Raw genomic sequence first — 13,505 nt, forward strand, 5'->3', positions numbered from 1 at the left:
AGCAAGCCCTATCCCCCCCGCCATTAGGTAGGGCCAATATAATTGTAATAACGCCATTACTTCTTCTTTTATTGCAGGCCTTTTTCTTTCAGTTCTTTGAGTTGATCCCGCAACTGCGCGGCTTTCTCAAACTCCAGATTACGTGCTGCCTCGTACATGGCTGTTTCCAGCTTCTGCAGCATTTTCGCGTAATCTTGCGGCGTTCTTGCTTCTGTCTCTACATTATAGGAAGACGCAGTTTCCGCCACTCTGCGCTGCGAAGCGCCTTTTTTAGAGCCAGGAACCCGCGCTCCTTCCATGATATCCGCGACTTTTTTATCCAAGCCGCGGGGAACGACGCCATGCTCTTCGTTAAAACTGATCTGCTTGTTACGTCTACGCTCGGTTTCATCCATCGCTCTTTGCATGGAGCCAGTGATTTTATCCGCATATAAGATCGCTTTGCCGCGCACGTTCCGCGCCGCCCGGCCGATAGTCTGAATCAGCGAGCGATCTGAACGCAGGAAGCCTTCTTTATCCGCGTCCAAAATAGCGACCAGGGAAACCTCCGGCATGTCCAAACCTTCACGCAGCAAGTTGATGCCCACCAGCACATCAAACTCCCCAAGGCGCAAATCGCGAATAATCTCCACCCGCTCTACAGTTTCCACATCAGAGTGCAGGTAACGCACCCTGATGCCTTTGTCCAATAGGAAGTCCGTTAAATCTTCCGCCATTCTTTTCGTCAGTGTGGTCACCAGCACACGCTCGTCGCGGGACACGCGGTCGTGAATCTGCCCTAACAGATCATCAACCTGAGTGGATGCCGGCAATACTTCTATTTCCGGGTCAACCAAGCCGGTAGGACGCACCACCTGCTCCACCACTTGCCCTTGATGATCGGCTTCATAGTTACCGGGCGTCGCCGAGACAAAAACCATTTGCGGAGCCAGGCGCTCCCACTCGTCAAAGCGTAAAGGGCGATTATCCAACGCAGAGGGTAGCCGGAATCCATAGGACACCAACGTTTCCTTACGGGAACGGTCCCCCCGATACATGGCGCCGATCTGCGGAATGGTCACATGGGACTCATCTATGAACAGCAGAGCGTCGGAAGGCAGATAGTCAAACAAAGTTGGCGGCGGCTCTCCCGCCTGGCGACCGGACAAATACCGAGAATAGTTCTCAATGCCGTTACAGTATCCCAGCTCGAACATCATCTCCAGATCATATTTGGTGCGCTCTTCCAGCCGTTGCGCCTCCAACAGTTTGCTGGAGCCGCGAAACTGCTGCAGTCGCTCCTGCAGTTCCGTCTTTATTTGATCCGTCGCATCCAGTATGACCTGACGCGGCGTAGCATAGTGGGTTTTAGGGTAGATAGTCGCCCTCGGCACCCGCCGGTACACTTCCCCGGTTAAGGGGTCAAACCAGGACAGCGACTCGATTTCGTCGTCAAACAACTCAATCCGCAACGCATCCGCTTCTGATTCCGCAGGAAATACATCAATGACGTCACCTCTCACCCGGTAGTTAGCCCGGTGCAGTTCCAGGTCGTTGCGGGTGTACTGCAATTCCGCCAGCCGGCGCAACAAAGATCGTTGATCAACTTTATCGCCCCGGTCCAGGTGCATCATCATCTTTTTGTAGGACTGCGGATCACCCAAACCATAGATCGCAGAGACAGTGGCGACGATCACCACATCTTTACGCTCCATCAGCGCTTTAGTTGCTGACAAACGCATCTGCTCAATGTGATCGTTAATGGAAGAGTCTTTTTCGATATAGGTGTCGGAAGACGGCACGTAAGCTTCCGGCTGGTAATAATCATAATAGGAGACAAAGTATTCCACTGCGTTGTCGGGAAAAAACTCTTTGAACTCCCCATACAACTGCGCCGCCAGGGTTTTGTTGTGAGCCATCACCATAGCGGGTCGCTGCATTTCCGCAATGACATTGGCCATGGTGAACGTTTTCCCTGAGCCGGTAACCCCCAGCAATGTCTGGTGCAGCAGACCGTCGCGCAGTCCATCTACTAATCCGGCGATGGCGCCGGGCTGATCGCCCGCCGGCTGATAATTCGCTTTAAGCTGAAACTTTTGCATTACTCACTTACGTATGAATCGACGACATTGTAGAATTATACCGTTTGGCCGTTGATTGGGCGCGCCGTTCGCCTTTATTCAAGCCATTGGCCAACTTACCAAGCTTAACCACCAAAATCGAGGAATTACTCCGTTGGAAATCGATCTCTCACGCCGTGTTCAAGCAATCAAACCCTCTCCCACTCTGGCTGTCACCAACCGCGCGGCGGAACTCAAAGCCGCCGGGAAAGATATTATTGGTTTAGGCGCCGGAGAACCTGATTTTGACACCCCTCAGCACATCAAGGACGCAGCTATCGCCGCGATTAACGCGGGCCAAACCAAATATACCGCAGTCGACGGAACCCCTGCATTAAAGAACGCGATTATCAGCAAATTCCAACGCGATAATAATCTGAATTACGAAGCCAACCAGATACTGGTCTCCAGCGGGGGCAAGCAAAGCTTTTTTAATCTCGCTCTGGCGCTATTAGATGAAGGTGACGAAGTCATTATCCCCGCACCTTACTGGGTGTCTTACCCCGACATGGTTATTGTCGCGGACGGCAAACCGGTAATCATTGAGACCAGCGAAGCGACGCGGTTCAAAATCACCGCTGAGCAGTTGGACGCAACGATCACCAACAAAACCAGACTGGTTGTACTCAACAGCCCCTCCAACCCAACCGGCATGGCCTACAGCAAAGAAGAGCTGTCCGCTTTGGGCGAAGTGCTTCGTAAACATCCTTCCGTGATGGTCGCGACTGACGATATGTACGAGCATACGCTGTGGACTGGCGAGGACTTCGTCAATATTTTGAGTGTTTGCCCGGATCTGTATGATCGCACTTTTGTGCTGAATGGCGTTTCCAAGGCTTACTCCATGACAGGCTGGCGCATCGGTTACGCAGCGGGCCCCGCCAAGGCGATCGCCGCCATGAAAAAAATTCAGTCGCAGAGCACCTCCAACCCTTGCTCCATCTCCCAAGCCGCCGCCGCCGCCGCGTTGAACGGCCCGCAGGAATGCATTGGAGAAATGGTGAAAGAGTTCAAGAAGCGCCACGATTTTGTCGTCAAAGCTTTTAATGACATGCCCGGCGTAACCTGCCTGCCCGTAGACGGCACTTTCTACGCCTTCCCAGGCTTTCAGGGTGTCATTGAACGCATGAACAACATTTACAATGACGTGGACCTTGCAGAATATCTGCTGACAGAGGCTGGCGTAGCGTTAGTGCCGGGCTCCGCTTTCGGCGCCCCCGGTCATCTACGCATTTCTTTCGCAACCAGCATGCAAAATCTGGAACAAGCCATGGAGCGCATAGCCAAAGCCGTACAGTAAACATTTAAATGCAATCACTCAAAGCCCGCTCCGCGGGCTTTTTTATTTACTAAAAATACGCCTCAAAAAGCGATAAAAGAGATGTTGACCTTTAATTTAAAGGTCATTATTATACGCGCCTCTAACGATTTCATTCCCTGATAGCTCAGTTGGTAGAGCAAATGACTGTTAATCATTGGGTCGCTGGTTCGAGTCCAGCTCGGGGAGCCAAATTTAAAAAAGGCTGGTTTTACCAGCCTTTTTTATTGCCTGAATTTTCCAGCAACTTAACGCACTTCTTGCCCACCCTCGTACAAACCGCCATCGTCAGACCGACTCAATTTCCTTGACGATTTTTTGCAGAGCCTGCAAAGGATCTGGCGCTCGAGTGACAGGCCTTCCCACCACCAAGTAGGAACTACCACCCACTATTGCCTGAGATGGCGCGACAATACGCGTTTGATCGTCCGCAGCAGCCGACGCAGGCCTGATACCCGGCGTCACCAAGCAAAAGTTTTCGCCGTGCGCGCCACGAAGCAACGGCGCCTCCTGAGCAGAACAAACCACCCCATCCATACCACAATCTTGCGCCAAGGCCGCCAACCTACTCACCATATCAGGAGCAGAGCAAGGAAAACCAATCTCGGATATTTCCTCATTACTCAAGCTAGTGAGCATGGTGACCGCGATCAGCAAAGGAGCATCCGCCCTATTCTCCAACACATCACGGCAAGCCTCCATCATCTTCCTTCCACCGGAGGCGTGCACATTCACCATCCACACTCCCAGTCCCGCAGCCGCCTTCACCGCTTGCGCCGTCGTATTCGGAATATCATGAAACTTGAGATCCAGAAATACTTCAAAGCCGCGCGCCTGCAGCTGCTCAACGATTGCGGGACCAAATGTTGTAAATAACTCCTTCCCCACCTTTAGCCGGCACAAGCTCGGATCAAGCCTTGCAACAAACTCACTAAGCTGATTCTTATCAGAAAAGTCCAAAGCCACAACGACTCTCGGTCCGCTCACTATCATTTCACCTTTCACTCACACCACCTGTTATCATTACCACCTGACCGCCGCCCCTCTCCTAAACCCAGGGCAACGGCTTCACCACCCCCCATTTTTTGCAACTAGGGCACTGCCAATGCAGGCGTCGCCCAGAAAAGCCGCAGCTTTCACAAATATAGGAATGATTCTTCTCCAACAACGCCTCCAACACCCCTTTCACAATCATAATCCATCGTTTAGGCTCAGGGTCCGCATAAGGAGTCAGCAATACCAATAAAGCCTCCACCCCTCCTAGAGTAGGGTGAGCATCCAGCTGCCGCAAAAGAAACTCTATAGACTCCTGTGTATTCTCGTTTTCATTCAATGCAGCGGAAAGCGCAATCATGATCTTCGCGGACGGCTGAAGCTCCCACATACGTTGAAGTATCTTCAAGAGCCGCTCCCGCTCGTTGAGCTTTTCGCATATTTCCCTCACCAGCCCAACCACCTCCGAGAGAAACACCGGATTCTGCTGCTCTATGCGCTTCAGCTCCGCCAGGGCCTCTGAGTATTGCTCTGTAGCGACGCACACTTGAGCTATCTGAATACTCGCACGAGCGCAAAGCTTGTCGTACACCAGCGCCTCTCGAAGATGCCGCGTCGCCTCTGAATACTCTTTACGTCGCATACTGCGCTCAGCCATCTCACAACAGTACTGAGCAAGCCGCACCTGCACCTCACGATCTCGCTTAACGTCCAGCGTCAAAGCGCGCTCACGCGCAACCCCCCACTCCTTTTCATGCTCATAGATCTCGAGAAGGCACTCTGTGCTCTGTTTCCGCCACTGCCGGGACGCCGCCAACTCAATAAAAAGAGATTCCGCCCTGTCATACAAACCTACAAACATATAGTCCTGCGCCAGCTCATAGGTAAGCTGCTCTCCATGTTTGATTCTAGCGTCAGGGTGTGAAAGAAGGTTTTGATGTATCGCCGTCGCTTTTTCAATTTCGCCCTTGCGACGAAAGAAGTTGGCGATTGAGAGGTGAAGCTGAACCGTATGCTGATTTATCTCCAACTCCTGAACAAAGGAATCCAGAGTCGGCGCATCATAAGCTTCAAAAAGATATTGCAGGGACTTTGGATAGGCTCCGCCCCGCTTGATGGCCTTGGCAGTCTGACCAACTCGCCCCTGAATAAAACAGATCAGCCAACCGATGCCTATTGCGACGGCAATTAACAACAATTGGCCAAGGTATTCCATAAGCCCTTATGATTTGCTGGCGACAACCTGCGTAGGTGACTTTGTGGCGCTATCGCGCCCTCTTTTACCGAAAATCTTCAACTTAAGAACAGTCAAGCTAGTTACCGACATCCCCAATAGAAAACCTACAGCAAACGCCAAACCAATCAGAATGGAAACATTCACCGGCCCCGTATGGTAGAACAAGAGATCTAGCTCTAGCTTGGAATTGTTAAGCAATACAAACACTACACCAACAACCACCATCAGGAAGATAAGGCATAGCAAAAAGATCTTTTTTAGCTTGGACATTAGCGCACCCGAACCGGTCTAATTGGGTGCACTATCTTACCATACCTGGATTTGATGTCAGGCATAGAAAAACGTGCACTTACAATTAATTAGCGGTTTGACGCCGGCTATCAATATCCGGCTTTGAGACTTGCGTTAACCTCATCTCTCAATTCCTTACCAGGCTTGAAGTGCGGCACATACTTCGCAGGAAGATGGACAGTCTCACCTGTTTTGGGATTTCGCCCTACCCGTGGAGCGCGATAGTGGAGACTGAAACTGCCGAATCCCCGTATTTCTATACGCTGCCCCTGGGACAGAGATTGTGACATGTACTCTATGATCGTTTTAACCGCGAGCTCAACGTCTTTTATCGAAAGTTGTGGTTGTTTTTGCGCAATAATCTCGACTAACTCTGATTTGGTCATAGAAGCTTCCTTATCGTAGCCTTCGTCAGAAGTGTAGTTAAAGATTTAAAAAAACACAAAAAAAACGGGCATATAGCCCGTTTTTTTAGAGAATTTATCTAAGAGAAATTACTGCTGCTGTTGCAATTGCTCTTTGATCAGATCACCGATAGTGGTCGGACCTTGAGCTTCAGTTTGCTTCTCTTTAACATCACGAATCGCCTGCTTCTCTTCATCAATATCCTTGGACTTGATGGAAAGGTTGATTACGCGGTTTTTACGGTCAACGCTGATGATTTTCGCTTCAACTTCGTCGCCTTCTTTCAGCACGTTGCGAGCATCTTCAACTTTATCGCGACTGATTTCAGACGCCTTCAAAGTCGCCTCAACGTCATCATTCAGAGCAATGACAGCTGCCTTAGCATCAACAGACTTAACAGTACCGGTAACGATAGAGCCTTTTTCGTTCAACTGAGTGAATTCAGCAAACGGATCGCTTTCCAGTTGCTTGATACCCAGAGAGATACGCTCACGCTCAGGATCGATAGACAGGATCACGGTCTCCAAGTCGTCGCCTTTCTTGTATTTGCGAACAGCTTCTTCGCCTGGCTCGTTCCAGGAAATATCGGACAGGTGAACCAGACCATCAATGCCGCCTTCCAAACCAAGGAAGATACCAAAGTCGGTAATAGACTTGATCTTACCGGAGATGCGGTCGCCCTTGTTATAGTTGCCGGAGAACTCTTCCCATGGGTTAGCATGACACTGCTTGATACCCAGAGAGATACGACGACGCTCTTCGTCGATATCCAGAACCATCACTTCCAGCTCGTCGCCCAGTTGAACAACCTTGGATGGATGAATATTCTTGTTGGTCCAATCCATTTCTGAAACGTGAACCAGACCTTCAACGCCCTCTTCCAACTCAGCAAAGCAGCCGTAGTCAGTCAGATTAGTAACGCGCGCAGTAACGCGGGTGTTCTCTGGGTAACGCTCTTTGATAGCAACCCATGGATCTTCGCCCAGCTGCTTCAGACCCAGAGATACGCGGTTACGCTCACGATCGAACTTCAACACCTTAACGGTGATTTCGTCGCCAACGTTAACGATTTCGCTAGGATGCTTGATACGTTTCCAAGCCATGTCAGTGATGTGCAACAGGCCGTCAACACCACCCAGATCAACGAATGCGCCGTAGTCAGTCAGGTTCTTAACGATACCTTTGACTTCCATACCTTCCTGCAGAGTTTGCAGCAGAGCGTCACGCTCAGCGCTGTTTTCCGCTTCCAGAACCGCACGGCGTGAAACAACTACGTTGTTACGCTTTTGATCCAACTTGATAACTTTGAATTCGAGATCCTTTCCTTCCAGATGCGCAGTGTCACGAATAGGACGCACGTCTACTAAGGAACCAGGAAGGAATGCGCGGATGCCGCCCAGTTCAACAGTGAAACCACCTTTGACCTTGCCGTTGATAACGCCGTTAACAACTTCGTTTGCTTCGAAAGCTTTTTCAAGATCTTTCCAGGCTTCCGCACGCTTCGCTTTTTCGCGAGACAGGCGGGTTTCGCCAAAGCCGTCTTCAACTGCGTCGAGAGCAACCTCAACTTCGTCGCCGACTTGCAGATTCAGTTCCCCTTTCTCGTTCAGGAACTGTGCTACAGGGATTACACCCTCGGACTTAAGGCCTGCGTTTACAGTAACCCAGTCTTCATCGATATCAACCACTACGCCCTTAACGATAGAGCCGGGTTTCATATCAATTTGTTTTAAACTTTCTTCAAAAAGCTCAGCAAAGCTCTCGCTCATTGTGTTTCCTGTTGAACATTTTCATCCGCGCGGCCAGCAAGCACGGTCTGTTCGATTAAAATCTTAATCCGGGCATTACTGGCATACTCCCGAAAAAAGATCACCGGTTAATTAATTTACCGTAGTGATGGACACTCAGGATTGACGGGAAGACCAGATCTGGAGTACTTTCTCCAACACCTCATCCACCGAAAAGTCTGACGTATCAAGGACTACGGCGTCATCCGCAGGTCGCAGAGGAGCGTTTGACCGATTCATGTCACGCTCATCGCGTTCCTTTATCTCATTTAAAAGGTGCGAAATTTTAACACTCTCGCCTTGCTGCATCAACTGATCATATCTTCGCCGCGCCCTCACTTCGGCGCTTGCGGTCATAAATATCTTACATGGAGCGTCAGGAAACACGACCGTTCCCATGTCGCGCCCATCCGCCACCAACCCTGGAGCGGATTGAAAATCCCGCTGCCGCTGCAACAAAGCGGCGCGCACCAAAGGATAGGCAGCCACCCGAGAAGCCATGGCCCCACAGGTTTCCGTTCTAATTTCCTGAGTCACATCGTCGCCCATTAAAATAACAGACACCGGTTGGCCGGGAACTCCCGCCTCAAAACGCACATCCAAGGTTTCAGCAACTTTCGCTACAACGCTTTCATCGCCTAAATCAACGCCCTGGCGCTCAGCGCTCAAAGCAGAGAGGCGATACAATGCGCCGGAGTCCAAAATATTCCATCCCAACGCCCGTGCTGTAAGCTGCGCGATAGTTCCCTTGCCTGAACCGGAGGGACCATCAAGAGTGATAACAGGAATGCTGGGACTCACCTTCATGCCGTCTCCTCAGTCCGAAGATTAAAGCCAACCTCATTCGCCAAAGTAGTGAAGCCGGGGAATGACGTGGCGACGTTGGCGCAATCTTTAATGACGATTGCGCCGGTAGCCCTTAAAGACGCTACAGCAAAGGCCATGGCTATACGATGATCGCCATGGCTATTCACAGTGCCGCCGCCAATTTCAGAGCTGCGCAATACAATACCATCTTCCTTCACTTCACTACTGACGCCTAACGCAGCCAGACCATCCGCCATGGTTTGAATACGATCGCTTTCTTTGACCCGCAATTCTTCTGCGCCACTCAACACAGTTTCACCTTCAGCGCACACAGCAGCGATAAATAGAACAGGAAACTCATCAATCGCCAGAGGCACTTGATCCTCTGGAATACGGATCCCTTTCAAAGGAGCGTAGCGCACACGAATATCGGCCACCGGCTCACCGCCCACTTCTTTATGGTTGGACAACTCAATGTCGGCGCCCATCAACTTAAGAATACTAATAACGCCAACACGAGTCGGATTGACGCCGACATGGCGCAAGGTCAGATCCGAGCCGGGAGTAATGCTCGCTGCAACTAGGAAAAACGCAGCGGAAGAGATATCCGAAGGGACATCGATTTTGGTAGCGTTCAGTCTATGGCCGCCCTCAATCGTCACCTTGGAGTCATTCACATCCACAGGATAACCAAAACCACGCAGCATTCGCTCGCTGTGATCCCGGGTAGGCGCAGGCTCCGTCACAGAGGTTTCACCATCAGCATAAAGACCTGCGAGGACCAGACTGGACTTAACCTGGGCGCTGGCGACAGGCATGTCATAATGAATTCCATGAAGCTTGGAGCCGCCTTTAATTTTGACAGGGGGGCGCCCGCCCTCAGATGTGGAGATCTCCGCACCCATTTCCCGCAGCGGCTTTGCAACCCGTTCCATAGGCCGCTTGGACAAGGACTCATCGCCTGTCAGTTCAACATCGAACGACTGACCACTCAACAAACCAGCAAGCAAACGCATGGAAGTTCCGGAGTTACCCAAATACAGAGGCCCTGGCGGTTGTTTCAGGCCATGCATGCCCACGCCATTTATTCTTACTGAACCGCGATCCGGCCCCTCAATGACGACACCCATATCCCGGAATGCTTGCAGGGTGGCCAGAGCGTCCTCCCCCTCAAGAAAACCTTCAATTTCCGTAACGCCTTCCGCCAGCGAACCCAACATGATGGAGCGATGGGACATAGATTTATCCCCGGGCACGCGAATATCGCCGCACACCGGACCGCCTTTCCCGGCAACGTAGGTCACATTGTTAGCCATATCAGTCTTGTAAGCCTTTCCTTCAAGCATTTTTGTGAAATGTTCACGGGCCGCCCGGGCCCGGGTGAACACACCAAGTAACGTTTGTCCGTCCCCATCAGCAATAGCGCTACGCAGCTTTTTTAAATCCGCGTCAAACGCATCCAACACTTTCAGCACTGCATCCCGGTTAGTCAGGTAAACGTCCCGCCACATCACCGGATCGCTGGCGGCAATTCGGGTGAAATCCCTGAAGCCGCCCGCCGCATAGCGAAATATTTCTTTATTATCATCCGCCCCCGCCAGCGTATCGACCAGCGAAAAAGCGATCAAGTGAGGCAAGTGGCTGGTTGCAGCCAACACCTCATCATGGTGAGCCACCGACATGAAGAGTACTTCCGCCCCCATGCCGCGCCACAAAGCCGCCACCACTCCCAGCGCATGAGAGTCCGTCACCGGAACCGGCGTCAATATGGTTTTATGATTCTCAAACAAAGCACTGTTGGCAGCCTGAACGCCACTCTTTTCAGAGCCGGCGATAGGGTGCCCCAGCACAGCATTCACAGGCATTTCACCAAATACAGATACAAAGGCTTTTTCTATTTCGCCTTTAACACTCCCTACATCGGTAAGGACGTGATCACTCCGCAGAGCAGGCTTCATTTCCTCCAGCACTGGAGCAACCGCCCCCACCGGCACCGCCAAAACAATGACATCCGCCCGAGAAGCGAGTGTGACAAGGTCCGGAGCAGACTCATCAACCACGCCTAAACGTACAGCTAACGCCGCCTCAGCATCACGCCGATCATAACCAATTACTTTGTCCGCCAAACTGCGCTCTTTCACGGCTTTGGCGAACGAACCACCGATCAGACCCAGTCCGACAACAGCCAAACATTTAACTCGGGATTGCAACATTGTTAATCAGGCGCGCTTGGCAGCCATGTCCGTATAAAAAATAAATTGAAACACCCTTAAGGGCCAAGGTATCAAAAAAGCCAACCTACTGAGGCCAGCTGACGGCGCGCCTAAAGCACGCCTTTGGGATACGCCCCCAGACATCGCACGTCAAGAGCATCCCGGGATAACTCCTGAATCGCCGCACCAACCTCTGGCAGGTCTTTATGACCGATAAAGTCCACAAAGAAGTGATAGCGACGCGCGCCACTGAGGGCGGGACGCGAATCAATTCTTGTCAGGCTCAGATTTTGACGATGAAACACGCCCAGCATCTTGTACAGAGCGCCCGGCTCATCGCGAATGGTAACCATCAGAGATGTTTTGTCATCCCCACTTGGCGGAGCCGAATTTTTACCAATAATCAAATACCTGGCGATCTGATCAGGATGATCTTCGATATTTTTAGCCAGCACTTTCATACCATAGAGTCTGGCGCAGTGCTCACCAGCCACCGCCGCCGCATCCTGACGTTCAGACGCCCTTTTTACAGCGTCCGCGTGACTGGGAACCGCAATACGCTCCACTCCCGGCCATTTCTCGTCCAGCCATTGTCGACACAAAGAAAATGACTGCGCCAGAGAATAAACAACCTTGATATCAGCAGCATCCACTTGCTCTGGGGCGATCAAGAAGTGGTGAGTACGCACTTCCACTTCACCGCAGATTAGCAAAGGCGAATTAACAAACACATCCAGAGTGTGACTGATCACACCTTCATTTGAGGTTTCCACTGGGACCACACCGTAATGGGCAGACCCTGCCTCCACCTCACGAAAGACTTCATCAATAGCGTAATGAGGAAGACAAACGCCAGAGTGCCCAAAGTGTTTGAGCGCAGCCGCATGAGTGAAGGCGCCTTCCGGCCCCAAAAACGCGACATGCAACGGCGCTTCCAAGGCAAGACATGCAGACATAACCTCCCGAAACAGCCTGGCCACTTCCTCATCACTCAACGGCCCAGGGTTATCGTCCATGATTTTTCGCAAAACCTGAGCTTCCCGCTCTGGACGGTAAAATACGACATCTTGCCCTGTATTGCCGCGCATTTTCACTTCCGCGACACCTTGTGCGCACTTAGCCCTCTCACAGATCAACGCCAGCAATTGACGGTCAATCTGGTCTATGCGTTCGCGCAGCTTGGCGAGTTCAGTCTGCTCAGAGGTCATGAATCAGGTGTTCCTCCCGGCGAAATCTTGCATAAAACCAATCAGCGCTTCCACCGCCTCTTCCGGCAATGCGTTATATAAACTGGCGCGCATCCCTCCAACAGAACGATGCCCTTGCAAATTAAGCAGACCAGCCTCTTCCGCCTCTTGCAGAAACTTCTGATCCAGGCTGCAGTCTTTCAGCGTAAAAGGCACATTCATCCAGGAGCGACAAGACAGATCTATCGGGTTCGCGTAAAACTCGCTATCGTCTATGTATGAATAAAGCTTGTCAGCTTTGCGGCAGTTAATCGCTTCCATAGCCTGCACTCCGCCTTTTCCTTTTAGCCACTTGAATACCAAGCCAGCCAAGTACCAGGAAAAAGTAGGCGGTGTATTGACCATGGAGTCATTTTCACTAGCCACTTTATAGTTCAGCATAGTGGGCAGACTGTCGGAAGCATACCCCAGCAAGTCTTCCCGCACGATAACCAGCGTCAGGCCAGCAGGCCCAATATTCTTTTGCGCGCCGGCGTATATCACCCCGAAGCGACTGATATCTACAGGACGGGACAATATGGTGGAAGACATGTCCGCCACCAAAGGTTTATCACCCACATCAGGAATATCGAGAAACTCAACGCCGCCAATCGTTTCATTCGGCGTGTAGTGCACATAACCTGCACTTTCACTCAAACGCCACTCACTGCGAGCAGGAATGCCGGAATAGCCATTATCTTTAGCTGACGCAGCAACATTCACCTTAAGGTAACGCCCCGCTTCAGCAATCGCCTTCTTCGACCAAATACCTGTGTCGATATAATCCGCTTCAGCGCCAAGCTTCTGCAGATTAAGCGGCACTGACGCAAACTGGGTCGCAGCCCCACCCTGCACAAAGAGAACTTTGTAATTGTCTGGCACGGACATCAGTTCGCGAAAGTCACGTTCCGCCTCAGCCGCCACAGAGACAAAATCGTCACTGCGATGGCTCATCTCCATAATCGACAAGCCTTTGCCCCGCCAGTCCAGCAGTTCCGCCTGAGCCTGCAACAACACTTCCGTAGGCAGCGCGGAAGGACCCGCGCAAAAATTGAACTTTCTATCAGCCATACAGGCCGCTCTCCGGTATTTGGTCAAATAAACTTCTCAGACAAACCAACCGAAGCGA

General features: G+C 51.4%; 11 protein-coding genes and 1 tRNA gene. 2 read left to right on the top strand and 10 right to left on the bottom strand.

Going from position 1 to position 13,505, the window contains the following annotated elements; genetic code table 11:
- Positions 1-68 precede the first annotated feature (68 nt).
- Positions 69-2,081 (bottom strand): excinuclease ABC subunit UvrB, encoded by a 2,013-nt coding sequence (gene uvrB, locus AC2IBB_RS25235; protein ID WP_486329472.1) that lies wholly within the window; start codon positions 2,079-2,081, stop codon positions 69-71.
- Between the two features lie 133 nt (positions 2,082-2,214).
- On the opposite strand from uvrB, the gene AC2IBB_RS25240 reads away from it, so the two are divergent.
- Both AC2IBB_RS25240 and AC2IBB_RS25245 read left to right on the top strand, forming a co-directional pair.
- Positions 2,215-3,399 (top strand): pyridoxal phosphate-dependent aminotransferase, encoded by a 1,185-nt coding sequence (locus AC2IBB_RS25240; RefSeq protein WP_486329473.1) that lies wholly within the window; start codon positions 2,215-2,217, stop codon positions 3,397-3,399.
- A 134-nt stretch (positions 3,400-3,533) separates the two neighbouring features.
- Positions 3,534-3,609, top strand: a tRNA-Asn gene (locus AC2IBB_RS25245).
- A gap of 96 nt (positions 3,610-3,705) precedes the next feature.
- On the opposite strand, the gene pyrF is transcribed toward AC2IBB_RS25245, so the two are convergent.
- From pyrF to serC, 9 genes are all read right to left on the bottom strand, one after another.
- A complete protein-coding gene (gene pyrF / locus AC2IBB_RS25250; RefSeq protein WP_486333999.1) occupies positions 3,706-4,410 on the bottom strand; it encodes an orotidine-5'-phosphate decarboxylase in 705 nt (234 codons plus the stop codon).
- Between the two features lie 55 nt (positions 4,411-4,465).
- The gene (lapB, locus tag AC2IBB_RS25255; protein WP_486329474.1) at positions 4,466-5,626 is read right to left on the bottom strand and encodes a lipopolysaccharide assembly protein LapB; all 1,161 of its coding nucleotides are present in this window, start codon (positions 5,624-5,626) and stop codon (positions 4,466-4,468) included.
- A 6-nt stretch (positions 5,627-5,632) separates the two neighbouring features.
- On the bottom strand, positions 5,633-5,917 hold the full coding sequence (locus tag AC2IBB_RS25260; protein WP_486329475.1) for a hypothetical protein: 285 nt from the start codon (positions 5,915-5,917) through the stop codon (positions 5,633-5,635).
- A gap of 110 nt (positions 5,918-6,027) precedes the next feature.
- Positions 6,028-6,324, bottom strand: a complete 297-nt coding sequence (locus AC2IBB_RS25265; protein ID WP_011398732.1) for an integration host factor subunit beta — start codon at positions 6,322-6,324, stop codon at positions 6,028-6,030.
- A 108-nt stretch (positions 6,325-6,432) separates the two neighbouring features.
- Entirely contained in the window at positions 6,433-8,112 is a 1,680-nt protein-coding gene (rpsA, locus tag AC2IBB_RS25270; protein ID WP_486329476.1) for a 30S ribosomal protein S1, read from the bottom strand.
- 135 nt (positions 8,113-8,247) lie between these two features.
- Positions 8,248-8,937 carry a (d)CMP kinase gene (gene cmk, locus AC2IBB_RS25275; protein WP_486329477.1) on the bottom strand — a complete coding sequence of 230 codons (690 nt, stop codon included), beginning with the start codon at positions 8,935-8,937 and terminating at the stop codon, positions 8,248-8,250.
- The gene (locus tag AC2IBB_RS25280; protein WP_486329478.1) at positions 8,934-11,150 is read right to left on the bottom strand and encodes a bifunctional prephenate dehydrogenase/3-phosphoshikimate 1-carboxyvinyltransferase; all 2,217 of its coding nucleotides are present in this window, start codon (positions 11,148-11,150) and stop codon (positions 8,934-8,936) included. Before AC2IBB_RS25280 ends, cmk begins: the two co-directional genes overlap by 4 nt.
- 110 nt (positions 11,151-11,260) lie before the next feature.
- The gene (gene pheA / locus AC2IBB_RS25285; RefSeq protein WP_486329479.1) at positions 11,261-12,358 is read right to left on the bottom strand and encodes a prephenate dehydratase; all 1,098 of its coding nucleotides are present in this window, start codon (positions 12,356-12,358) and stop codon (positions 11,261-11,263) included.
- A gap of 3 nt (positions 12,359-12,361) precedes the next feature.
- A complete protein-coding gene (gene serC, locus AC2IBB_RS25290; protein ID WP_486329480.1) occupies positions 12,362-13,447 on the bottom strand; it encodes a 3-phosphoserine/phosphohydroxythreonine transaminase in 1,086 nt (361 codons plus the stop codon).
- Between the last annotated feature and the right edge of the window lie 58 nt (positions 13,448-13,505).

It is taken from the genome of Hahella sp. NS-SX17 (assembly GCF_057367735.1).